Source organism: Acidiferrobacter thiooxydans (genome assembly GCF_003333315.1).
GTDB lineage: Bacteria > Pseudomonadota > Gammaproteobacteria > Acidiferrobacterales > Acidiferrobacteraceae > Acidiferrobacter > Acidiferrobacter thiooxydans.
In genome coordinates, this window is the sequence record NZ_PSYR01000001.1 from 393,349 (window position 1) to 419,186 (window position 25,838).

The 25,838-nt window shown below is 61.8% G+C and carries 10 protein-coding genes and 1 pseudogene; 7 read left to right on the forward strand and 4 right to left on the reverse strand.

The features are described from left to right. Window positions 1–29: 29 nt before the first annotated feature. Window positions 30–16,121, forward strand: coding sequence for a leukotoxin LktA family filamentous adhesin (locus tag C4900_RS02055; protein WP_114282228.1), 16,092 nt, complete (start codon window positions 30–32; stop codon window positions 16,119–16,121). A gap of 173 nt (window positions 16,122–16,294) precedes the next feature. Next, window positions 16,295–17,758: a ShlB/FhaC/HecB family hemolysin secretion/activation protein gene (locus C4900_RS02060; RefSeq protein WP_176715931.1), complete on the forward strand. Its 1,464-nt coding sequence runs from the start codon at window positions 16,295–16,297 to the stop codon at window positions 17,756–17,758. 1,046 nt (window positions 17,759–18,804) lie between these two features. Here the strand turns inward: C4900_RS02060 and C4900_RS02070 are convergent. The 3 genes and pseudogenes from C4900_RS02070 to C4900_RS02080 all read right to left on the reverse strand — a co-directional run. Continuing rightward, window positions 18,805–19,680, reverse strand: a pseudogene (locus tag C4900_RS02070) (IS3 family transposase); the annotation flags it as partial. A gap of 14 nt (window positions 19,681–19,694) precedes the next feature. Beyond that, window positions 19,695–19,991 (reverse strand): transposase, encoded by a 297-nt coding sequence (locus C4900_RS02075; protein WP_114282232.1) that lies wholly within the window; start codon window positions 19,989–19,991, stop codon window positions 19,695–19,697. 60 nt (window positions 19,992–20,051) lie between these two features. Beyond that, window positions 20,052–20,312 (reverse strand): hypothetical protein, encoded by a 261-nt coding sequence (locus C4900_RS02080; protein ID WP_211306721.1) that lies wholly within the window; start codon window positions 20,310–20,312, stop codon window positions 20,052–20,054. A 482-nt stretch (window positions 20,313–20,794) separates the two neighbouring features. Here C4900_RS02080 and C4900_RS15755 point away from each other — a divergent pair, with 482 nt between their 5' ends. The 5 genes from C4900_RS15755 to C4900_RS16830 all read left to right on the forward strand — a co-directional run bounded on the left by C4900_RS15755 (window position 20,795) and on the right by C4900_RS16830 (window position 24,428). Beyond that, the gene (locus C4900_RS15755; RefSeq protein WP_147267104.1) at window positions 20,795–21,193 is read left to right on the forward strand and encodes a hypothetical protein; all 399 of its coding nucleotides are present in this window, start codon (window positions 20,795–20,797) and stop codon (window positions 21,191–21,193) included. A gap of 34 nt (window positions 21,194–21,227) precedes the next feature. Further along, window positions 21,228–22,736: an IS21 family transposase gene (gene istA / locus C4900_RS02085; protein ID WP_114282233.1), complete on the forward strand. Its 1,509-nt coding sequence runs from the start codon at window positions 21,228–21,230 to the stop codon at window positions 22,734–22,736. Next, window positions 22,723–23,505: an IS21-like element helper ATPase IstB gene (istB, locus tag C4900_RS02090; protein WP_065968773.1), complete on the forward strand. Its 783-nt coding sequence runs from the start codon at window positions 22,723–22,725 to the stop codon at window positions 23,503–23,505. The genes istA and istB overlap by 14 nt, the downstream gene beginning before the upstream one ends. After that, a complete protein-coding gene (locus C4900_RS02095) occupies window positions 23,502–23,735 on the forward strand; it encodes a DUF7706 family protein (RefSeq protein ID WP_065968774.1) in 234 nt (77 codons plus the stop codon). Before istB ends, C4900_RS02095 begins: the two co-directional genes overlap by 4 nt. Before the next feature lie 564 nt (window positions 23,736–24,299). Further along, on the forward strand, window positions 24,300–24,428 hold the full coding sequence (locus C4900_RS16830) for a hypothetical protein (RefSeq protein WP_267254315.1): 129 nt from the start codon (window positions 24,300–24,302) through the stop codon (window positions 24,426–24,428). 313 nt (window positions 24,429–24,741) lie between these two features. On the opposite strand, the gene C4900_RS02105 is transcribed toward C4900_RS16830, so the two are convergent. After that, complete coding sequence (locus C4900_RS02105; RefSeq protein WP_114282235.1) at window positions 24,742–25,722, reverse strand: alpha-E domain-containing protein; 981 nt, start codon at window positions 25,720–25,722, stop codon at window positions 24,742–24,744. Between the last annotated feature and the right edge of the window lie 116 nt (window positions 25,723–25,838).

The following is a 25,838-nucleotide window of genomic DNA, read 5'->3' on the forward strand; positions in this document are numbered from 1 at the left end:
ACCCCATTCCGAAGCGGCGTCGCTTCACATTGAGAATTGCTGTTCCCACGGGCACCCATAATCTCATTAATATCGTGACCGGGGCCGCGACCACGGTCGATGGCACCATAAACAGCATCAGCCAAGGCCATATCGGTGGCCATGTGTTTTTCGCGGATCCCTATGGTTTGGTCGTTGGCCGAAGCGGGGCCATGAATGTGGGGAGTCTCACGGTAACGACCCCGACCCAGAGCTTCTTGCGCCAACTGGTCAGTTCGACCGGCGTTGTCAACGCCGCCGATACCGCTACGCTCTTGGCGGGCCGCGCACCGCAGTCGCCGGATGGCGTAGTCATAGTCGACGGTAAGATCCGGGCTCTTGATGCGGTCGATCTCCATGCGGGTATCGTTCATTACGCCGGCACCGCAACTGTGGGTGCCGATGCTGCTGGTACGATCTTTCGTCATGTCGTGAACGTCAGTGGGATTCACGAGGCCTCCGGCATGACCGAGAGCCAAGGGCGTATCGTCATCACGGGGGCCACGCAAGTCAGCGTGGCGGGTACCCTGAAGGCCGGCGGCGCTGTAGGGGGAACGATCAGGGTCACAGCGCCCCATGTTGATCTGGCATCGACTGCTCGTCTTGATGCCTCCGGGCCTGCGGGTGGTGGCATAATCGGAGTAGGCGTGGGATCGCATGGTACAGTCGCCGCGGATACCACGACGATAGCCCATGGCGCGATCCTGGACGCCAGCGCCGGTATTGCCGGTAACGGGGGGTCCGTTACCGTTTTGAGTCAGAACGGGACGGACTATGCCGGCGCCATTAGGGCGCGTGGTGGGGATCGGTCGGGGAACGGAGGCCAGGTCGAGGTATCGGCGACCCATGGCATCATATTCGACGGACTCGTCAATACCGGGGCGCCCCATGGTCTCCGCGGTAATCTCCTCCTCGATCCGACCAATCTCTTCCTGGTTGATGGCAGTGCCAGTTCATCGACCAGCAATGTGATGACAGTCGGCGCACTGCAAGCCCTAGGCAATACCAATATCACGCTGAGCGCCACAAACGAGATCACCATCGGTTCATCTACGGGGGCCGCCGCCAATGTCGATTTGTCCGGTCTATTGGCGGGGAACACCCTGACCCTTGATGCCGGTGGGGCGGGCGGTGCCGGCGATATCGTTTTCAATTCCGGATCGTCAATCGAAACCGGCGGCGGCAATGTCGCGCTCAACGCCGGTACTGGTTTTAGCGGTGCGGCCGCCGGGACCGGGGGCGGGCTTGTGACCTTGGGCTCCATTACCGCGCCCGGTGCGACCATCGCGGTCACGGCCGCCAACGGTATCGTGGTCTCTGCCGCGGCTACCGTGAGTGCCTCGAGTACGGCCGCGGGCCAAATCAATCTGACAGCCCCCGTCATCACTGCCGATGCCGGTTCCGCGCTGGATGCCTTGTCATCGGGTACGACTGCAAGCGGTGTTGTCGCGCTAGACGCAACCACAAGCCAGAGCGCTCCCTCCGGGCTTGTGTCGACGACAAGTAGTGTGACCCTCGATGGGACCGTCAGTGCCGACACCATAAATGCCACGGCGACCGCGAGCGCGACCTCTTCCTATTCGGGTTCAGGGGCATCGGGTTATGCCACTTTGGCCGGCAATACCGTACTGTCCGGCCAAGGGCCGGGACTGAGTCTCTACTATGTGGACGCCCAGGCGAACGCAGGGCTCACGGTAGGAGCTAGCGCGGTCCTCACAGGCGGCACCATAAGCTTGAGTTCACAGGCCTCTGAAACCGCGAAATCGCTGGATTTGGCCCTCACTTCGGCAAGCGGCATCGTTCTTCCCGTGACCTATGGCAATGTGACAGGAACCGCCGATGTCACGGTTGCAGGCGGTGCCACCATAGATGCCACGAAGAGTCTTACCGTCGCCGCCCATAATAACGACACCTTAAGCGCCTCGGCCATTGCATTGACCACGAGTCAAAGTGCCAAAGGGGCGGCAGCGCTTGCGATTGGTGTGGCACACGTGAACACCACGGCCGTGATCGCCGGCGGCGCCCATATCAGTGGTGGCGATGTCACAATCGCCGCCGACAATCAAAATAGCCTCTCGACCAGCGCCACGGCGATGGCCAACAACGCGGGCCTCGCGGGGATCGGACTATCGATCGCGGACTATAACGTCAACGCCACGGCGCGCGACAGTGCGAATGTGGGTACGGCGGCCAATCCGGTCGGAAATGTCCTGGTACAAGCGCAAAATATCACTACCAACGATGCCAATGCCGCGAGCGCCAGCAGCGGCTCCAACTTCCTCTTAAAGTACGCCTTCAAGGCGGCGAGTGGGGCCAATACCGCGATCAGCAATTTTGCGCTATCGCGGTCGGGTTCGGCGTTAGGCACGGTCAGCAGCGAGACGCCGTCGGCCAGCGCCCCAGGTGGGGGCAGCGGGAGCAGCGGCGGCACCTCGGTACCGTTCAAGGTAGCAGGCGCCATGGCGTTTACTACGAGCAATATCAATTCGAGCGCCACCATCGCAGCCGATCCTACGCAAACGGGCGCCACGGCGCCGGTCGTCGATTCGGGCGGCACCGTGGCTGTGGTCGCCAACACTGTGACCTCGGGCGTACGCAGTAATGCGGCGGCCTCAGTGAATTCCGAGACCGCAGAATCGGCAGGCACCAGTACTAATCCCTCGACCCCCTATTCGGTGTCGGCCGGCATCGCCATCGGCTTTTTTACCAACACCGCGCACGCGACGATCGGTAACGGCACCACGATCGATGCTACCCACGTCGGGGTGGCATCCACCGCAAGCCTACCGATCTCGGTCACCTGGTGGCCGTCGGACTGGACCAGCCCCACGACAGTGATCAGCAATCTCATGGGCAAGGCTAACGGGACGCTCGGCCTCAATAAGCAGGTCATCACGAGCGGATCGACTGCCACCGCGCAGTCGACAAGTGCCCAACTGGCCGGCGCCGTCGATTGGCTGCAAACCAATAACAGCTCTCTTGCCTTTATAGGTGATGGCGCAACCATAGACGCCACGGGCACATCAGGCTCGTGGAACGCAACCGGCTATGCCTTGACGGGGACCGCTCCAAGCTGGAGCTTCGGCAATACCGTAGCCGTCCAGGCGACCGGTATTGCCCAAAGTATCGATGTCGGAGGAAACGTCGGGTTGACGTTCTTTGGGACGCAGGGCGGAAGCAACGCCTCAGCCGGCGGTGCCTTTCAGGGTGTGTGGTATCAAGACAGCACAATCGCCGGTATCGGTAACGCGGTCATCAATACGACTCATGGCGGTGTCGCGGTCAACGCCGGCAGTCAAGACACGGTCATCGCCCTTCTCCCCAGCGCCGGAAGCGGTTCCGGATTTGGGGTTTCGGGGGCCTTGTCGTTTCTCAATCTCGATGAAACCACCCACGCCTCGGTGAGTAGCGGTGCCCAGATCACCGCGGCGCAAGAGCTGCAAGTGAACGCCGTTCAGGCCTTGCAGCTTCTCAATATTGCCGGCTCCGTCCAACTGTCCAACAGCGCCGGTGTGGGTGTCGGTATCGCCGTCAATTCGATCAAGACCGACACGGCGGCCTATATCGGCGACAACGCCGCAGACGACCCGTCGACCCAGTCGACGCTCGCCGGCGGCGGATTGATCCAGGCGGGATCGGTGGCGGTCACGGCAGCGAGCGACGGCCAGATGTTGTCTCTATCTGTGAGCGGCGCCAAGGCGAGCGGCAGTAATACGCAGTCGGCCAACGGGAGCGGCGGCGGAAGTGGATCCTCGCCCACGGATATCATCAGCAATATTCCGAGCTATATCTCCGCCGTCAAGGCCCGGCTTACGGGTAACGCCACGACGGCGGCGGCCGGAAATACCGGTGCCAATGCCGGCACCAACGAACTGTCTGCGGGGCAGGGTGGGAGTTCGAGTGCCGCGGGGACCAGCAGCGGCACGCCGGGACCGAAGTTCGGCCTCTCAGTGGCCGGAAGCGCGTCCGTAAACGTCAGTAACGTGAGCACCAAGGCCTATGTCGATGGCGCCAATATCGAATTACCGGCGACAGTGGCTAGCGGCAACGGGGGCTTGCTCATTCAGGCGCTTAACGAAACGACAACCGTGGCGGCCTCCGGCGGTGGGGCCTTGACGCTCTCCGGCCAGGGCAGCAGCCAATGGAGTGCCGCGGTGAGCGCGGCTTTCGCCATCAACATACTGGGAAATACCACGAGCGCTGCGCTGACGAATAGCGCTGTCAGCAACGTCCAGAATGCCGCCATTACCGCGGCCACCGGCGGGGAGGCGGTGAGCGTCGCCTTGGGTATTGCCGCGAATACCAACAGCAGCAGCACGAGCGGTGAGGGCGCGGGATCGGTGTCTTTGACGCTTGCACAAAGCACGGTGAGCGCCACTGATACGACTAGCACCCTAAGTGGCCTTACGGGCACGTCTGCGAGCCCTAGCTTGGATATCACGGCCTATGATCAGACCGCCATAGGGGATGGGGGCGGTGCGTTTTTCGGTGGCGGCAAGGCCGGCGTCGGGGTGGCATTCAGTTACAATGAGGTCGACAACACCCTCACGGCGGCCCTTACCGGCGGCAGTGTGACGGCTGTGAGCAGTGTGAGCGTGCAGGCGCTCGATGCCACGCAAATTTTGACTATGGCGCTCGTGGGCGCCGTTTCGACTAATACAGGTAGCGGTACCGGTGCCGCCAGTCTCGCTATCAATGATATCGGAAATACCGATAAGGCAAGCATTACCGGCGGAGCTACGGTTTCTGGCGGCACGGTCACTGTCAGCGCGCAATCAGGCGGCACGAATAGTGCCTTGACAACGCTCCTCACATCCGGTGTCGGCGCCCCCAGCGCCTCCGATACCGGGATGAGTTTCAATTTTTCGGGTTCGCCGCTACCGGCGTTCTCGGGTTCGGCGATCGTGGCGATTGCCGGTAATATCCAGGTGAGCGGCAATAACGTTGGCCTGTCCGTCGTGTATAACTCGATCCATTCGAACTATGACGCGACGATTGCCGACAGTACTGTCACCGCAATCGGCGCAGTCAACGTGAAGGCCGCCGATCAGGCCACCATCATAGGGCTGGCCGTGGGCGGCGGCGTTGCGACCGGTAATTTCGCGGGCGTAGGTTCGATCACGGTCAACCAGATCGCCGATGGGGCTGTGGCCACCATCGGTAACTCGGCCGATACCCAAAACCTCACCACCGTGTCGGCTGGGAGCTTGGATGAGCAAGCCAGCAACGGCGGGGCTATCTGGTCGCTTGCCGGCAATATCGCCTATTCAAAGGGCGTCGCTGCCGGGGCTGCGGTGAGCTATAACAGCATGGGGAATACGACCTCTGCCGATGTTCAGTGGGCCACTGTGACGGTCACTGGGGCGGCGAACGAAAAGGCGAACAATAGTGCCGCGATCCACACCCTGGCGGCCGCCGGGGTCGGTAGCCAAGGGGTAGCGCTGGGTGGGGCTCTGAGCTGGAACGCCTTTACCAACACCACCCAAGTCGAGGCGAACCATAGCACTCTTAATGCCCTAAGCTGGACTGCCAAGGCCTCCGAGACCGGTTCGATTCTCGCGATTGCGGGCGATGCCGCAGTCTCTACGGGTAGCGCTGCCGTGGGTATCGGGTTGAGCGTCAACACCATAGGTGACACGACCGAAGCTGCGCTTACGGATTCGACCTTGGCCATTCCGACCGCGGCGCTTACGGCTGTGAATAGCAGCACGATCCAGGCGGTGGCCGCCGGCGGCGCGATCAGTGCAGGCAGCGTCGCCGTAGGTGGGGCGAACACGGACAACGTCATTACCAACAGTACGACTGCCAGCGCCAGCAATATCAGCGGCAGCACCGCGGGCTTGACCGTAGCCGCGACCGACAGTAGCACGATCCAGTCCTTGGCGGGCCAACTGGCCGTGGGGAGCGACGTCGGCGTCGGGGGTGCGGTGAGCGCCAACAGCATCGACAACACGGTGACGGCAAGCCTAGGCGGCACTTTGGGTGTTACGGGGACTGCGGCGATCGCGGTCACGGCGCAGGCAACAGGCGTGGTCCAAAGTCTCGGGGTGGTAGGGAGCGCCGGTGGTGCGGGCGCGGGGTCAGGGGCGGCAACGGGCAACAATATCGGCACAAATGTTCGTGCCGGCCTAAACACGGTGAGCCTGTCTGACACGAACGCGAGTGTCGCGGTGAGTGCCCAAAACGACGCAACCATAGACTCCGGTGCCGCCGGCGCCGCAGGTGCCGGCACGGGTGCGGTCGGGGTCGCCATTGCGGTCAACCGCATCGGTGGCACGACCCACGCCTATGTCCATGGCGGGGATCTCGTGGTTCGCGATCTGACCGTGGGCGCCGCGACTGCGAACGGGATCTCGACTACGGCCGCGGGTGTGGCGGTGAGCGGCGAAGTGAGCGCCGCAGGCTCGCTTGCCACCAATGTCCTGACGGGGGCCACAAACGCCGATATCGACCAGGGTGCGCAGGTCGCGGCCTTCAACAACATTGGCGTGACCGCCGAGGATGCGAACATTATCAGTGCCGCAACCGGGGCCTTGGCCATAGGCGGAGCGACGGCCGGCATTGGCCTGGGCGTCACAGTCAACGTCCTGAACGACAGCACCAACGCCTTTATCGGCGATAGCGGGACGACGCCCACGAGCGTCACGGCCCTGGCCCAGGGGACCGGCCTTTTGACGGTCGCCAACGGGGCGCTCACGAAGACACCTTCGGTACAGAACCTGAAGAAGTATAAGGATTACGTGACACCGGGATTGGCCGAAGGCACGCTGCAGGTCCATGGCCTGGCCGTCAATGCCGAGTCCTTGAATGCCGTCAGTGGGCTTGCGACCAGTGTCAGTATGTCGTTTGATCCGGCGGGATCGGCGGCGCTTAACGCCGATGCCGTGACGAACGTTTTGGGGGGCACGACGAGCGCTTACGCCCAAAATGCGAATATCAATCAGACCGGTACCCCGGCGGCTGGTCAAACGGTATCTATCTTGGCGAGCCGCCATGATTTTGGCGCAAATCTCGTGTTTGGCGCCGCCGCCGGCGCGACCGACGTCGCAGCCAGTGCCGCAGTCGGCGTCAATACCTTCAACGGCACGACCAATGCCTATCTCTTGTCGGACCAGACGAGCGCCGCGGGTGCTGTGACCGTGACCGCGCGCAGCTCCCAAGATAGCCTCGGGCTCGCTGCGGGCCTGTCGGCTGGCATCGTCGGGGCCGCCGGCACGGGTCTTATTAATATTTTCAAGGACAACACCAACGCCTACGTCGCCGGCGGCCAGCTAGATGGCGGCAGTCTTGCCATCAGTGCCCAAAGCCGCGCCGCTGAAGGTCTCGTGACGGGTACGATCAGTGGCGGCGCAGCCGGCCTTGCCGCGACCGTACTGGTCGTCGATGGTCAAGACAGTACGCAAGCATGGCTTGGAGAGAGCGGGCTTGCGACCACGGTCAACGTGACCGGCGCGTCCAATGTCTCGGCCTCGTCTTTAGAAAATCTAGAGACGCTGGCTGTGAGCGGTGCGGTAGGCGGCGCGGCCTTCGCAGGACAAGTGGCGGTACTTGTTTTACAAAATACGACGACTGCCACCGTCCAGGACGCGAAGCTCACGGCGCAGACGGCGACCGTCTCGGCCATTGATAATACGTCTATCCAAAGTTATGCCGGCGCGCTTGCGGCCGGGTACAGCGCCGGTATCGGTATCGGGGCCAATGTCGTGGTGCTCGGTAGCACTGTGGCGGCCGCTATCAATAACGCCCAGGTCGCGACCACCGGTGCGGTTCTCGTGCAGGCGCAATCGACCAAGTCTATTGCGCTCGTGTCCGCTACGGCCGGTCTTTCTGCAGGTTTTTCCGGGGCCGGGGCCGTGGGCCTTATCTTGGCTGGAAGCGCCAGCGGCGGCCAGGCCCTGACCGCTTTGAACGGGAGCCACTCGCTTAGCACCGTAAGTTCTGTGGGCACGGCCGGCAATAGCGCAGGCGGCGATAGTAGCCTCACGACATCCGAGCAGACAAGCGTAAGTCAATCCACAACCTTCGATGCAAGTGCCGCTGTGACGGGTCCTGTCCCGGACGGCACGACAGCGTCCATTGCCGCAAGCGGTGTCTCTGCCGGCTCCGTCGCGGTGACCGCCACCGATAGCACGACGACCAGCAATATCGCCGGCGCCGTCTCAGTGGGTGCCCTGGGTGTCGGGGCCGGGGTCGCGGTCACGACCTTAAACGATACGGTAGCTGCCCTCATAAGCGGCAGCCAAGTCACGGCCAGTAGCGTCTCGGTCTTGGCGCTTACGCACGATGGCACGAATGGCCCAGCGGTCAGCGTGACCGGATACGCCGGCGGGGCTGGGCCTGTTTTCGGGTTGGGGGCAGCGATTGCGGTCGGCACGATCGGCAATGCGGTGACGGCTACTGTGAATGCTGCCATCCAAAGCCCTGGCGGGCTTACGGTGAGCGCCCAGGACGGCGAGTCGGTCACGAGTAGCGGCGTCGGCGCGGCGGCAGGCGCGGGGGCTGTGGGTGTGGTGGTGGGGGATGCCACGCGCCAAAGTACGGTGAGCGCCGTCTTGGGCGGTACGGCGGACGCGAATTCCGTGCAGGTCACGGCGCAAGCCAACGGGGCCGCCAGTGCGAACGTCACAGGTGCTGCCGCTGGGATCGTGTCGGGCACCGGTGCGGCGGCGGCGGCTACGGACGCCGATCGGGTCACGGCCGAGATCGCGCCGCAGGCCACCATTCAGGATGCCCTCAACGGTATCACGGTGCAGGCCACAGATACCCCGCAGGCGAGCGCCAATGCCTTGGGAGTCTCGGTCGCGGCCACCGTGGGTCTGGGTCTGTCGATTGCCGTGGCGCAGGTGACGCCGGTTGTGAATGCCTTCGTGGCGACTGGCGCGAATCTGGCTCACGACACGGGTTTGAATATCGTGGCGCTTATCGCCCCGCCCGCGACGAGCGCCGGAGCGGCCGCCAATGCCACGGCCGGGACCGGCGGGCTCTTGGTAGGCGCGGGCGCTGCCACGGCAACGGCGCTCGACGCCGCGACCGTCAATGCCTATACGGGGACCCTGCAGGGCAGCGGCAGCAACACCACCGCAGTAAACGGGATCCAATTGCCGAACGGCACCATTACGGTTTCGGCCCGCGACGACAGTAGCCAGGAGTCCCAGGCTACGGGCGTCAGCGCGGGCCTGCTGGCGCTCGGGGCCTCGGTGGCCAGTTCCCAATCGACCGCCACGACCTACGCGGGCCTTGGTACGAATACCACGGTAAGCCCCCAGTCTGTCAGCCAGATAGGCACTGGCACGATTGCCATACAGGCAAACGGCAACGATACCAACTACGCGACCACAATCGCCGGTAGCGGCGGGGTCTTGGCTGGTGATGCGGCCGTTGCGACCACCAAGACGGCGGCGGTGACCATAGCCGATATTGGGGCCAGTAGTCATCTGTGGGCCCAGGGCTCGATCAATCCGAGCACAAGCGCTTTGACAGGTGGCGCGATCACGGTGAGCGCTACCCACACGACTCATTATTTCGCGAGCGCCGACAGCGTCAATGCGGCGGCCGCCGGCGCGAGCGGTGCGTTTGCCAATAACACCCTTAGCAACACGACCGTGGCCGAGGTTGACCCGAATGCCACGCTTCAGGCCATGGGGACTCTCGATATTACGGCCGCGAATACCGCAATCGAGGACAGTCAAGGTCAGGACAGCGTCGACGCCGGCGCCGGCGGCCTACTGAACGGTACCGCGGCGGTCAGTCAGACGACCATCACCGAATCCGCAACCGCCCTGATCGGCGCGCAAGCCCAGCTGGTGTCGGGTCTCGATCCCTTTCTGAACACAGGCGGCATCCTCGTGACCGCCGATAACACCGTAGAGAGTATCGATCAGGCCATCTTGAATAGCGGCGGCGCGATCGAAGGCGCCGGGGTCAATTCGACGACCACCGTGAGCGAAACGAATGCTGTGACGGTCGGCGATAAGGCCTCGTTCTTCAGTTACGGCATGATAGGGCTCGGCACCTATTCTCTCGATAACGTGCAAAATGCGGCTTACGCCCACACTTGGGGTGTGGCCGGAGTGGCCTCCGCCAACGCCACATCGGATATCCAAGCCCAACAGTCGGTTACGCTTGGTAATGATGTGACCATGCTCGGTTACGGCTCAGTGACCTTAAGTGCCGGGGAGAGCGGTGATGGTTTGTGGACCACCGATATCGCGCCTTCGGCGGTCGCGCAATCCTACGTCCGCGGATTGATTGCGATTCCCACCGCCGATGCCACTGCGGCCGTAGGGGGTGCTAGCACACTCACGACCGGCACCGGGGACGTAATCGACAGCGGCCGCAATATTTACCTATTCTCGTACCGAGGAACCAATACCCCGACGGCCCATGGTACCGGACATGGCTATGAGCTTGAGTTTATCCCGGTTACCGATGGCTCCAGCAACCCCTCGATGTCGCTTACGTCTGCCGTCAATCTCGCGGGCACTTTTGTGGCCGGCTATTTCCATAATCAATCTGTGACCGTCAATGCCGCAGGCTCTGTGAGCGAGAGCGGCGCGCCGGTCAATGTCGTGTTTGATACGGCGTTCTCGCCACAAAACTTTTTCAATTCGCTTTCAAGCGCCCAGGTCGCGGACGCCGGCTCGGCCGCTATCAATCTCCTGAAGTCCTATGTCTCGGCGACTCCCGTCACGGCCGCCGAGCTTTCGCCACTGTACGCGGCGGCCGGTAATGTCACGGTGCATGCCAGCGGCATTTCGGGCGCTGCATCGCTCACCGCCTACGGCGCCCCCCAGATCACGGTCGTAAATGACAGCCCGGATTATTTGCTGGTCGATGGGGCTTATATCCCCGCTGCCACCGGCGGCAACGTCTACTTTACGGGTGCGGCCGGCACATCAGCGGCGACGGCCGCGGGTCTTTCTATCAACCAGGTCAACGCGGGCGGGACGCCGTCGATCTCTATGACCGAGGCCTATAACGGCGCAGTCGGGACCGGGGACAATAACGAGGGGCCGGCTCTTTTCCTGACGGGCGCCATAGAGGGCGTGACCAGCGATGTTAAGATCAGTAACGTCGACGGCTCTTTTGGGGAATTCGGCACCATTACGGCTTTAGAGCAAATCATCGACATTCCCAATGGCGCCTTCGTTACTTACCTGCCAGGCCAGACTTATCATTCCGGAACCTCGCCCGAGGCAGCTTGGTATAATTACTTGAACACCGTGGTCCTGCCCCAAAGTCCCGACCAGGCGGTCGTGGATATCGTGAACGCCACGTTCAATAGCGCGGGCACGCTCACGGCCGACAGTCTTACGTACGCGACCTTATGGCAGACGCCCCCGAGTCAACCGTTTACGGATACGTATGACCAATCCAAAGATACACCGGACGGCAATACGACGAGCGGCGAATCCGATGTGGTCGGCGGTCTGGCCTCCGACTATTTCGGCGACTGCATGCCGGCTGTCGGCAGTGGGTGCGCATCGTCTTCCAGCGCCTCACCCGCCAGCCAAACGTACTCTGGCGGCCCTGGTAGCGGAAGCGGTTACGACTACCCATTGATACCGACGGCCACCCTCTCCTATACGCAGAGTTCCTATAATAACGCCAATCTTTCGGGTGCTAGCGGGAGCGTCACCAATAGCGGCGGGCCGATCGGCATTGTCGCCGAGTATATCGATATCAATAGCCGGATCGTGAGCGGCCAGCCCACCAACTGGTCGGTGTCCCTGCCCGCCACTTTGAACGGCGAGCTGAGTTTGTTGAAGAGCATATACGATCAGTACCGCGCTCTAGGGTTCAGTCCCGCCGCGACCTACGTCCTGCCAAGCCAGACCCTCAACGCCGGCGACCAGCCGATCACCGCCACCTATAATGCGGCCACTAACCAGATCACCCTGAACGCGGTACACGCTGCGGGCGGCGGTTTTGTGATGCTGGACGGCGGCATCATCAGCACAGATCCCAATGGCCAAGTGAGCATTAACGACGGCTACGGCCAGGTGGTTGTGAACAACCAGACCGTGGCGCCGGTCGTCGTCAATAACATCGATACCGGCATTGGGGCGATCGGCGAGGTCAAGATCATCGACACCCTTCAGCCCGCAAAGCAGAATCGTTGGTGGTACCTCTATCAGCAGGGCGGTGGGCTGTCCATCTACAACAATAGCAATGGCGCCACGTCCCTTGCCAACGCCCAGCTTGTGACTCACCAAGCGGGCGGCAGCACGGATTACAACCCCGCCGCGGGTTTGCGCTACCAGTGGAGCGAGACCACCCATGTCACGCGTACCTACAATAGCTCCAACTTTACGGTCAGCAATTGGTCGTGGGCGAACGCCAGCGGCCAGGCCACCCAGACGGCCCATTGGTCGTCCGGCTCAGGCAGTGTTATTACCGGGTCAAACAATACCAACCCCTTTAGCTCAACGCTGAGCGGTTCTGCCTCCGGTATTGATCAGGCAGTTGTTTATCATGGATGTAGTGGTGATAGCTCTTGTCATTACAGTATGCCCGAGTGGCAGTATTTCGATATCATTACCTCGGGCACGCTGACTGCGACCAACTCGGTCTATGCAAGTAACCCGATCGCCATCAATTTCAGTAATAGCCAAAAAGCCCTGGTCTCGGTGACGTCACCGGCCGGTGTCATTCTGGACGGACAGATCCTCAATCCGGATGGGTTGACGGCGATCGATGCGACCGGAGGTAGCGGTACCATTACGCAAGCGAGTACCGCAAGCCTAAGTACCGCCTCTTTGCTGCTTGCAGCCGGTGGCGATATCGGCTCGAGCGCGCAAGCCCTGACGGCAAGCCTCGGCGCGGGCGGCTATGTGAGCGCCGCGAGCTCGAACGGAGCTATCCATCTTGATTTGGGCTCGGGGGCGCAACTCACGGACGGGGCTACAACACCCAGTGTCTTAAGTGCCCCCTACCTCGCCACGGACATCACGGCAAGTGATTTTAACGCCAGCGTGGCTGCAAGCGGTAATGTGGATATCACAGCCGCAGGGACTCTCAGCGGTGGGGCGGGATCCTACGTTTATGGCAATAATATTAATCTGGTAAGCCTCGAGGGCAGCATCGGGAGCAGTGTTGCCCCCTTGACAGTGGAGGCGGTCGGCACCGCTAACGGGGCCGGTGGTCTGATAGGCGGTGTCGTCAACGCAAGCGCCACAGGTTCCATAGGCCTGAATGCGGATGGCAACCTCGTGGTGGGACAGATCCTTTCTGGTGCCGGCAATGTCTATGTGACGGCGAGTGGCGGCATTTTTGATGCGCGCGCCGAGACCCCGGCTGACACGCTTTCGCAAGCGCAGATGCAGACGGTCTGGACGTCCTTGAAGACCCTTGAGGAGCCGACTACGACCAGTGGTCAAGCTGCGTTTACCAAGGCTGTCGATCAAACCTCGATTTCGTCTTTTGAGTCGCTCGCGCAAGCCAATTTTGCGGCTTACCAGCGCCTAATTAACCCGGCCATCGGGACGGTGCAAGGGACGACCTTGTCTTTGACGAAAGAAGGCGTGACGCTCTTTACGCCAATTGCGGCTGCCGCCGGAATGACGCCTGCGGCCTATGCCCAGAGTCAGTATGCGAGCCTCACGGGCTTTTTTAGCAGCCATTTTGGGAGCCAATGGGCGAGTGTCTTGGCGCCGGTGGCCCAGGGCACGAGTTCCTGGGCGAGTTTTTGGGCCAGCAACACGAACCCGTCGACGGCCACCGATAGCACGTTGGCAACTCAGCTCACAAATATGACGAAAAACGCGGGCTGGACGGCGGATGAGTTGACCTACGAGCTCGATAACCAAGCCTTGGCGGGCGGTACCGGGACCCTGGTCGGGAGTGCCAGCCCGAATGTGTCTGGCCATAACGTCACGCTGATAGCCCATGGGAGTGATATCGGGACGACAGCGACCCCGGTGACGGTGTCTGTGAGCCAAATCATCGACGGGACGCTGAGCTCCACCCAGGCGGCCGCGCTGGCGCTCGCTACCTTGCCAGGTGAAGTGACCCAAAGCGGTACCGGCTCTTCCTTGCTCTTGACGATCACACAGACGGCCCCGCTGTTCGTCAATGCCACTGGCACCTTGGCCGCGACCAGTTCTGGCAACGTCTTTATCCAATCCGCCGGGTCGCTCACCTTGGCTGGCATAAGGGCGGCCGGCAACGCTGTTTTGGCAGTGTCGCAGGGCATGAGTTCTGCCGTAGGGCCGGGCCTACCCGCGATTACCGTGGGCGGTAATTTAGCCTTGACCGCAGGGACAGGCAGCATCGGTGGGGCCTCATCGCCCATCGAAGTGGATGTGAAGGGCCAACTCTCTGCGGCGGCCGGCGATAGCGCCTATGTGACCGAGCTTGCCGGCAATTTGACCCTGGCCCAGGTGTCCGCGCTCAATGCGTTGATCCTGAACGCCACCCACGGAAGTCTTGTGGCGGCAGGGCTGTTGGGTCTCACAAATGCCGCGGCCTACTCGGTCACCTTGAATGCGAGCGGCGACATAGGGACGCCCGGCGATCTTCTGACAGTACGCCCGGGGGCCGGCGGTCTGACGGCGACCGCCGGGGGTTACATAGGCCTTAATGCCCCTTTGGCACCCAACGCCCTCACGGGTACGTTCAACGTGAACTCCATCCGTGCGGGTGGTGCGCTCGATATCGCGACCGGCGAAGATCTTTCCGCGGGTACTCTGTTGTCAGGGGGTTCGGCATCGCTGTCCGTTGCCGGTAATGCCACTATCCAGACCATTCGCAGCGGCGGCGCCGTGAACGTGACCACTGCCGGCGATATGGCGTTAGGAACCCTCACCACGACCGAGGCGCCCGGTACGGCGACATTATTGGTCGATCTGACGGCCGGCGGCGATATCGTCGGCAATGCCACTGGTGTGACAACTATCACCGCGACAGGTGCCGGGAGTGAGACGCAACTGACGGCAGGCTCCGGCATTGGCACTGCCGGCAGCCCGCTCGTTGTCGACTTGCCGTGGCTCACGGCGACCAGCGTCAATGGACCCATTGCCATCTCGGATCTCATGGGGCTCGATGCCCCGAGCCTGCAGGCCCAACGGGGATTGCTCGATGTGACGGCTCAAGGTCCCATGACACTAGGAACGGCCACAGCTTATGCCGATTTGGCGCTTGCGGCCTCGGGCCCCCTTTCTGCGACCACGCTCAGCGCTGGCGGCAACGCCACAGTCACTGCCTCGGGTGCCACGGGCGCCATCAACGTGGGGACCTTCGGCGCTGATAACGGCGCGCTACAGACGACTGGCGACATGACCCTTGGGTCGGCGACGGCGCGCGGCACACTCTCCCTCCTGGCCGCCAATATTTATGGCGACACAATTACGACAGGGGGACTTTTGAGCGCGACGGCTACGGCGCCGGCGGGGGTCATTGACCTACGGCAGGTGGGTTCCCCCGAAGTGGCCTTGGCGACCCGCGGGGCCTTGGTGTTGCCTTCGCTTACACTCCAAAACGGCGGCGATTTTAGTGCCGGACGTATTACGCTCGGCATCCGTCACCCTTACAGCAATACTCTGTCGCTCGGCGTGACAGGTTTTGGCAATGGGGTCGCACGTCGCGTTTCCTTGACTCTCAATTCGCTGGGCCCAGTTCTCTTTAGCCGCTTATTTGCACGTAATGCGACGATCATGGCGGACGCCAACCCAATCACGATAGCGGATGGCCAAATTACCGACACCCTCACGCTCTGGACACCGCAACGCAGTATCTACATGAATAATGTGGATCCTGCCTTGCAGCGCTTTGATATCCAGCTCTACCAGCCGAGTACGCTCTTTACCCTAAGTCAACTCGGAAGCCGTACTGTGACGAGCGCTTATATTTCCAATTATGGCTTCAAGGTCGACGGCACGGTGGACGATTATGACAGCGCTCATAACGGGAGCAGCGGCTTCTTTACTGGCTCAAGCGGTCTAAATAGCGGAGGCTCGGCAACCCTGGGCCTTATCGGCGCGAACTCCGGCACCCTATGGCAGGATATCTGGGGACGGCTGATGGTCCCGCCGCTGCCGACGCGCGGGCGTCATATGCGGGTCGTCGGCAGTGGCGTCGAGTGGCGCAACCGGTGGGGGCTATGAGCGTGCGCCAAAGCCTTTCGGTAGTGCCCGTTCTGTGGGCTCTCGTGGCGCCATGTGCTTATGGTCAAGCGGCCGTGCCTCCCACAGTGACTCCCGGTGCCTTAGGGCATCAGAGCAACGAGATGGCTCGTCACTACCTCCATCGGCATGCGCAATCCAAGGTTTGGGTGCCTGTGATTCACGTGAATCCGCAGCGCAAGCAGCATCTCCCCGCACCCGGCGGCCCCCATTTCGTGTTGCGCAAGGTCGTCTTTACGCCATCACACTTTTTGACGAAGTCTGAGCTCGATGCAGTCATTCGACCATATATGGGCCACTCGGTGGACTATCGCGATCTGGGTCTCATCGTGAGACGAATTGATGGGCTTTACGAGAAGGCGGGCATTCTGACGGGGCGGGCGATTTTGCCCCCACAGGTGGTTCGCAACGGTATCGTACGCATTGATCTGATCGAGGGCCGACTCGGCCAAGTGGTGGTATCCGGTAATCGCTACACTAAGACTCGGACCATCATTCAGAGCCTAGGTTTACGGCCGGGCGCGGTCATCGATGTGCGAACTCTACGCGCCGCACTCATCAATTATAACCGCAACAACCCCGATCAGCTGAATGCCGCACTACGCCCGGGGGCAAGCTTTGGTTTGACGAATATCGATATCCTTACCGCCGAGCCTCCGCGTTATTCCGCAGAAGTCTTTGCCGACAACGAAGGGGTTTCCTCGACCGGGCGCTATGAGGGCGGGGTGTATTTGGGTGATCGCAGCCTGTTTGGGTACAACGACAGCCTGAGTGGTTATGCGCTCGCCTCCGGCGGCAGTACATACGGCTACCTGGCTTATGATGTACCGGTCACTGATAGCGGCGGGCGTGCCGGTGTCAGTTTTGATCGGAGCCAAATTGCCATCATTCGCGGCCCCTATCAGGGAATCAATATTACGGGCCATTCGTGGACGAGTGCCGTCAATTATACCCAGCCGTTCCTGAGCAGCATCCACTGGCAGCTGGATGGCGTGGCCTCGGTCACGGACACGGAGTCTGTGACCGATATAAGCGGAGTCTCTCTTGGGAGGACCGATCTCCCCGGCGCGTCTCTCGGCGAAGATCTTCATTACTATGCGTCGGGCACGTCTGTCGATTTCGAGAGCGCGATTGCTTATGACTTGGCAAGTGTGCCGCTAACCCCCGAACGCCGTCTGGAAATCTTCACGGGCGCGACATCGTGGTTTCAGCAGATTATGGGGCCATGGTCTACCCTCGTTCGTATAGGGTGGCAATGGAGCCCGCAGGCAAACCTGCCTTCGGTGAGCTTATATCAGTTGGGTGGCGCTGAGAATCTGCGCGGCTATAACCAAGGCTTGGTGGCGGGCGACGTGGGATATACGGTGACAGGCGAGATACGGCGCGTTGTGACCCCATGGTTTACGGCGCTCGCATTTGTAGACCAGGGCTCTGTGTTCGCACCTCATCCCGCTACGCTTACCCTCACCGATGTGGGAGTTGGCGGGCAATGGCGGTGGCGGTCGTGGCTTTCCGGGACCCTAAGCGTGGCCTACGCGGATCATATGGTTGTGCCGGACCAACGCCCCTATCAGGTGTTCGCGCGCATCGTGTTCACGCCCGATGCCTTATTTGAGTAGAAGACCCCGCGTTTAAAGAAGCGCGCGGGGATCCCATCGTCTTGGGAGGATGGGCATGGTGGCGGCTATTCGTGTGAGCATCCCTGTATGCATCGGCGGATCACTTTGGCGGATGCGTTCCCGGCAGCGCCTACATAAGAGGCTTGCGCCCATAGCTGTTCCCTTCCGCATTGTCGCCTGATCCTGGAAGGCTGCTCGCGTGCGCGCAGTTGGGCGAAATCGCTCGCAAACATTCCCGTTGCCAGAAAAGGTCCGGCCGCTGGAAATAACTCCGCACGACACGCGCGCAATTGACTTCTCGGTTTGAGCGCCGCGTGCGCGATCCGCACCGCAAGCGCGAGAAGCCATGATCATGATCGTCACAGAATGAAAGCCCACGCATGCTGGTGCCATATTGGACAATGATGCCGGTTTCCCGCGCCGAATCATGGCTATTACAGCTCTCAATGTCGGCTCCAAGCGACCTCAGTGACGCATGTCTGCCTCCACGATTGCGCGATGACCTATTAAATTCATGTGTCGCGATACTAGCGAGCCGGAGATGTTGCCCATGGGTCAGGGTTTGTCTCGCAACAGCTTTGAGTGGCTTTAGGGTAGGGGATCGACATGGCGCGCGCCGCCAAAGCGTCCAAAGCCGTGATCGGGGCAGTAGATCGTATAGCCATGTTCGAGCGCAAGTGCGGCTATGTGGGCATCGGTTGTCAAATTCCCGCACGTTCCGCGCTGAACTAGCAAAATATGCCATATCGCCCAGTGGCCATGTCCAGGGACCACGGCGCGCACGGTCGGAAGCGACAACCATTCTTAAATATAGGAATATAGGCGCTTGCCCGTTCGACCGGGAGCGGTTGTTCGAATACCCGAGCGTTAGTCGTTACGCGCAAGAAGGCCAATATCACAGCCCAAGGCAAACTGATACTCTGGTCCCCACGCAATGCCTCTTCCCATCACTTTCGGGCCTTCACATGTTGGGGAGATCGCTATTGACCGCGTAGAGCAGCAGGTTGGCGTCGACCAGGATCATTTGCGCAACATTGAAGTGGTCCCTACGCAGCGGACCTCATAGACGGGTCTTGATCTGGGTGTTGCATTCTGCGCGCATACTCGTTGGGCGACAAGTATCCGAGTGATGAGTGCAGGCGGACAGGATTGTAGAATCCGTGGATGTATTGCGCGATCGCTCTGTGGGCGTCCTGTTTTGTCGCATACGGCTCGGTCGCTTCTTCGGTCTTCAGTGTTGCGAAGAAGCTCTCCGAGACCGCATTGTCCCAGCAATTTCCCTTGCGACTCATGCTGGCCACCATGCCAAGTGCGCCGAGAGCGTTGCGGAAATCATCGCTGGCGTACTGGCTGCCGCGGTCGGAATGAAACACCGTACCGGATGGCGGTGTCTGGAGATGGCAGGCATTGCGCAGCGCATTGAGCACCAGCTCATCGGGCATGCGATCCGAGAGGCTGTAGCCGAGCACCTGGCGTGTCTGTAAGGCGATAATCACCGCCAGGTACAGCCAGCCCTCACGAGTGGCAACGTACGTGATGTCGCTTGTCCAGGCCGGCACGGCTGTGTCGACGCTAAATCGCCTCTGTAGGACGTTCGGGGCGATGGCGCGCTGATGGGCACTGTCGGTCGTGCGCGGCACGAAGCGCCCTTTACGCACGCCTCGCAAGCCTTCCTCGCGCATCACTCGATGCACACGTTTGGGGTTGATGCGCATGCCCTGTGCGCGCAGGGCATGCGTGAGGCGCCGGCGACCATAGCGGCGCCGGCTTTCCTCGTGGACCTGTATGATCGCTGCACGCAACGGAGCGTCCGCGTCGCTCTGTGGCGCACGTTCTCGGGCCTGCCAGGCGAAGAATCCCGACGTCGATACCTCAAGTACCCGGCACATGAACCCGATCGGGTAGTGAGTCCGCTGCGAGGCGATATAGGCGTACTTCACTTGGACTCCTTCGCAAAGTACGCTGCGGCTTTTTTTATGAAATCGCGCTCCATGCGCAGCTGAGCATTCTCGGCTCGAAGCCGTGCATTCTCAGCTTCCACATCGCTCACAGGACGGCGCTTCCCGTCCTTGGCGAACCCTGCTCCATCACGCGAAATGCGGATCCAATTAGCCAGCGTCTTGACCGAAATACCGAGCTTGCGGGCAGCCTTTGCCGCTCCGAGGCTCTCTGCCAATGACACTGCCTGCGCCTTGTAATCGGCGGTATATTGAGCACGAACCTGACGTTCCATAGTGACCTCCAAGTGGTTGGTTTAATCCATCCATTAGAGGTCCGTCAACGGGGGACCACTTCACATAAGCTTTTGGGCGATGGCGTCATCCTCCAGCGCCTCTGCAATCGCGGGCGCCTTATCGAGATTGAGTCCCGTCCGGACATCCCCTAGTGCGGATGGAACCAAATGGTAGGCCCGTGCAGAAGGGTGCGCCATGGCATGCAGTCCCAAGCGCAAGGCCTCATTGACCACGGCCTTGTAGGGTTTCCCCATTCTTCGCGCAGTCTCCTGAAGGGCGGCCCCCACTTTTTCATCGATGGTCAGTGTCGTTCGCATCATGATGCCTCGCAACGTCGCATCTTGATGTTACCCTAAGTGGCAGCAGGACCTGCGTCAAGCTGTAGCCTTGTGTAGGCGATCACCAAGATCCGCGTCTTTTTGGATGGTTACGCGGATTTATCAGGAAAGCGTTCCTTGAGGGAACGGGTTTGGAGGGTCTTGTCCGGGCTGTGATGGCTGAGGGTCGACGGCGGTGATCGCCTTGGGGGTTTTGTAGGAGGTCTTCGCAAAAAAGAGATCAGGCACCCCAGGATCGGGGTGCGAACGCCCAGCCGTTACAAGCCGTGCAAAGACGGAGGGATTCTTCGTGACAACGGTTATGAGGAAGCGTAGAAGGACGGCTGGTAAGAGAGCCGGCGCAGTCCCGATTCGAACTTGGCGGTGAGAACGGGACTGCGCCATTTCCCCGTATTGGAGCGGGGTCAGTGTGCCAGGATCCCGTCGCGGCGTCCAGGGCAGCTCTCGGGTTCTGGGAGCGCCGCTTGGCACCGACTGCTCGATTCTTCCTGTGCGCCTATTGCCGCGCCCAGGCCCTTATCTGCCGCTGGTGCGACCGGGGGCAACGCTATTGCACGCGCACCTGCGCGCATCGTGCCCGCAAGATCCGTCAGCGTGAGGCGGCGCGGCGCTACCAGGCGTCCCGCATGGGGCGCTTTCGGCACGCCGCCCGCGCCCGCCGCTATCGCCTCTTACGCAAAAACGTGACGCATCAGGGTTCAATCGGCTGTTCGCGCCATGCTCTACTCGCGCTCGATGCGTCGGTTCGCATGCGTTGCGCGCCACAAAGGCCCGTCTGGGGTCGCTGTTGCGTCTGTCGGGGCCCCTGTTCGGGGCTTGTGCGACGAGCGTTTCTGAAGAACCGCCGCAGCGAACCGTCTTGACGGTCCCCTTCTGCCCCATCACGAGAGTCAAGCCATGATATCCGCCGAAACGCGCGCCCTGATCCTGCGCTATTACCACGCCGAGCACTGGACGGTGGGCACCATCGCCCGCCAGTTACGCATCCACCATTCGACCGTGACCCGGGTACTCGCCGAAGAGGGCCAGGCGCCCCGCGCCTTTGTCCCCCGCGCGCCGCGCATCGATCCCTATCTACCGTTTGTGACAGAGACCTTGCGGACCTTCCCGGACCTCACCGCCACGCGCCTCTACCACATGGTCCGATCGCGTGGCTACCAGGGGAGCGAGAGCCACTTCCGGCGAGTGATCCGCCGCCATCGTCCGCGCCGGGCGGCCGAGGCCTACCTGCGTCTACGCGCCCTCCCAGGGACCGAGGGCCAGTGCGACTGGGGGTCGTTTGGGCATCTCACGATCGGACGCGCCCGCCGGCCACTCATGGCCTTCGTGATGGTCTTGTCCTACTCGCGCCACATCCATCTGCAGTTCTTCCTGGATGCGCGCATGGAGAACTTCCTACGCGGCCACGTCGGGGCCTTCAGCGCCTGGGGTGGCGTGCCGAGGACCCTTCTCTTCGACAACCTTCGCAGCGCCGTGCTCGAGCGCCGCGGGGAGGTCATCCGCTTCAACCCTGCGCTGCTGGCCTTCGCCGCCCATTACCGCTTCGAGCCGCGCCCGGTGGCCATTGCCCGCGGGAACGAGAAGGGGCGCGTGGAGCGCGCCATCCGTTATATCCGTGATGCGTTCTTCGCCGGACGCGCGTTCACCGATCTCGATGATTTGAATCGCCAGGCGCACGCATGGTGCACCGGATTGGCTGCCGACCGGCCATGTCCCGAGGACCGGACACGTTCGGTGCGCGCGGTCTTCGCAGACGAACAGCCGTTTCTGCTCTCACTCCCCGGTGCCCCTTATCCGACCGAGGAATGCGTGGCGGTGCGCATCGGCAAGACCCCTTATGCCAGATTTGATGGAAATGATTACTCCGTACCACACAGCTGTGTGGGCCAGACCCTGACGGTGCGGGCCGATCCCGATCGGGTGCGTATCCTGGACGGCGCCACGGTGTGCGCCACCCACGCCCGCAGCTATGACAAACACGCACAGATCGAAGACGCCGCGCATATCGCGGCGTTACGCCTCGCGAAGGCCGCCGCGCGCGGATCGAGTGGCGCCGATCGGTTGACCCACGCGGCGCCGACCAGTCAAGCCTTCCTCGCCGCAGCCGCGGCCGCCGGCGAGCCCCTGGCACGCGTGGTCACGGCCCTCGAAGACCTTCTCGATCGCTATGGCGCGCAAGCCCTCGAGGCGGCGCTCACAGAGACCCTGGCGCAGGGGGTGGCCCACCCGCATGCCGTCTCGCGCGTGCTCGAGCGGGCACGCCGGCAGGCCCATAAGCCCCCGCCGCTTGCCCCTCTGCCGCCCCATATCCAGGCGCGCGACGTCACGGTGCGCGCCCCCGATCTGACGGCCTATGACGCGCTTGAGCGTCCGGCACCCCAGGAGAACCGCGATGACGACTGCTGATGAGACCGCCAGCGAAGGGACGGGCACAACGCTTCGGGCGCGCGCCCAGGCGCTCGCCCTGCATGGCCTTCTGGCCCACTGGGGGCAGGTGCACACGGCCCCGTGGGTCTCCGACCTTCTCGCCTGGGAGGAGGACGAGCGCCGCCGGCGCAGCCTCGAGCGCCGTCTACGGCGCGCCAAGATCGGGCGCTTCAAGCCCTTGTGCGACTTCGACTGGACGTGGCCTGCCCATTGCGACCAGGAGGCGATCGCCGGGCTGATGGGACTCGACTTCATAAAGAGCGCCCAGAACGTCGTGCTGATCGGTCCCAATGGGGTGGGCAAGACTACGCTCGCGCGTAACATCGCCCATCAGGCGCTCATGGCTGGTCACACCGTGCTCTTTACGAGCGCCGGCCCCCTGCTTGGGGAGCTTGCGGCCCTGGAGAGCGATGCCGCGCTACGGCGACGTCTGCGCCACTATGGCGCTCCCGACTTACTCTGCATCGACGAGGTCGGCTACCTCTCCTACGGTGATCGATACGCCGACCTGTTCTTCGAGATCGTTAGCCGTCGCTACGAAACCAAGAGCCTGCTGCTCACCACGAATCGTCCGTTCTCCGAATGGCCCCAGGTGTTCCCGAACGCCGCCTGCGTGGTGTCTCTGGTCGACCGCATCATCCATCACGCCGAGATCCTCGCCCTAGACGGCGAGTCGTACCGGGCCAAGGAGGCGCGGGAACGCGCCGAGCAGCGCGCCACGCAGAAGAAGAAGGCGCGGCGACCATGAGCGCACCCAAGGCCTTGGCCCCAAGCCCCCATCCCGCCATCGCCCAGGGCCCCCTCACCCTCCACCTGGAGGGGCGCCCCGAGGCCTGGGCCTTTGCCCAGTTCCTGAAGCGCGCGACTTGGGGTTACCACCGCGGTCGCACAATCTCCGCCGACGAGGCATACGCCATGCAGTGCTTTGCCGAGCGCCTGCGTCTCGCGCTCGCGGCGCAGGGCTATGTGCCGCGGTGACAATCCCACCGCGTCCGCGTGCCAAAAAAGCGCGGTTTTACATGATCGTCAACAGCCTTGTCCAACTCTTGTTGCGTATGGGCAACCTAAAGCCAAAGGAAGCATGCGCGGTGCGCTTATACTTAATCGATATTGACGCCGCCGACCGCGCATGCCGGGCCTAGTCGTAGACTGGTGTCAATATGGGTATCGATATGTCCGAGATTGGGGCCTGTGAGGCGAAGACGCATTTGTCCGAGATCCTGGAGCGGGTGTGTAACGGGGAGTGTTTCGCCATCGCTAAGCACGGGCAGGCGGTGGCTAAGTTGCGGCCGCCGCTAGGTCAAGGCCTGGAGCAAAGGCGAGCCGCTGTGGTGCGCATGAGGGCCTTCCAGGCTCGCCATGGCCTGGGGTGTTCATTGCGCGAATCGATTGACGCGGGACCGCGATATTGACGGCGTTCGTTGCGGACGCGTCCATGATCCGGGCTTGGTATCTGGGGGACGAAGATGTGGAGTCCGCCAACCGGATGCGAAAAGTGGCTGCGGGGGGAGGGCATTTGCGTCCCTGCGTATTGGGCGTTAGATGTCTGCAACACACGGCTGGCCGCCGCGCGGCACGGTTTTTATCACGATGCTGGAACTGCGCGAGCTGGCGCCAGATCTGCGCCTGCTGCCGGAGGCCATAGACCGTCAGGCAGATGCTGCGGCGTAGTTCGCCACTTTGGACGTTGCCCGCGAGCACCATTGGACCATCTGCGAGGCCGCCTCTTTGGAGCGGGCCTCCCGGGGAAGCTGCTACTTGCGACGCTGGATAAGCGGATTCATGGGGTGGGTCCGCCTTGAGTGTTGCGCTTGTGCCAAATACCAAAACACGATGACCGCCGCCCCGCCTTTTGAGCTGCCGCGACCCCGCAGCCGGCGGTGAGGGAAACCAACAGGGACGTCCTTTGCGATCAACCAAGAGGGCGCCGCCCCTGGGAAGTGGCAAGCGCACGCCTAAGCCAACTAGGCGTGGTGGATCCCGGTCACTGTACGCACGTGGGATTCTCCGCTTGCTCGGTGCTACATTGCGGAAAAAACATAGCGGTCACCGCTGCGTGAAAACCATTCAGCTTCTGTTGGAGGCGGTCCAGAAACTCATGTAGGCCCTGCTCGATGATATTTTCAATACGCAGCGATGAAAGTTCGTGCACAAGAGCTCTGAGACGGATTTCCGGCTCGCTGGGCGTTGACCCAGGGGCGGATTCGCATAGCCGCCCCAAGACCATCGCCGCCTGCCCTAAACAAAAACAAACCGCACGTGGAAATTCCGTGTTTAATGTCAGGAAATCCGCGACCTTGGCGGGTGTAATGCTCTTGTAGTGCTTCCGATACATCTCCATTGCGCTTGCCGACTTCAACAGGGCCGCCCACTGGATGGTATCGACAGCGCCACCTACCCCCAACCATGTGGGCAGCAACATGAAATACTTGACGTCAAGAATGCGGGACGTCGTGTCGGCGCGCTCTATCATCGTCCCAAGACGCAGAAAGCACCACGCATCCCCATGGGACATCGTGGCGTCTGTAAGCCCGTCAAAAAGACGCGCCGCCATCTTCACTTCCGTATAAAAATCGAAGGAGTTTATGAGCGCATAGTCGGAGCCCATGGCATCGCACAAAAATGTGTAAAATCGGTTCGCCTGTTCCCACATTTCAGACGAAATGGTATCCCGCACGCACCGCGCGTTTTCGCGTGCGCGATGGACGCAGGCCATGATCGAGTCCGGGTTCTCCGCATCGAACGTCAAAAACCGCATGACGGAGTCGCGGGTCGGTGTGGGATAGCGGGCCGCAAATAATTTACGGCTTCCTACCGTATCAATCAGCGGCTCCCACTGGTCGCCGATATCCGTTGCCGAATCCAGTGTCAGGTGCAGATTGACGTCAACGAGGCGCGCGACGCTTTCCGCGCGCTCCAGGTAGCGACCGATCCAATACAACGACTCTGCCGCTCGGCTCAGCACACCGACCCCCCGTTCCCATGATACCCCAAGCTCACTTCATGATCGTGCGGCAACGCCCGCACCGTTGCGCAAAACAAGACGGCGCCGCCCTTCTGCGCGATTTACGAATCTCTATA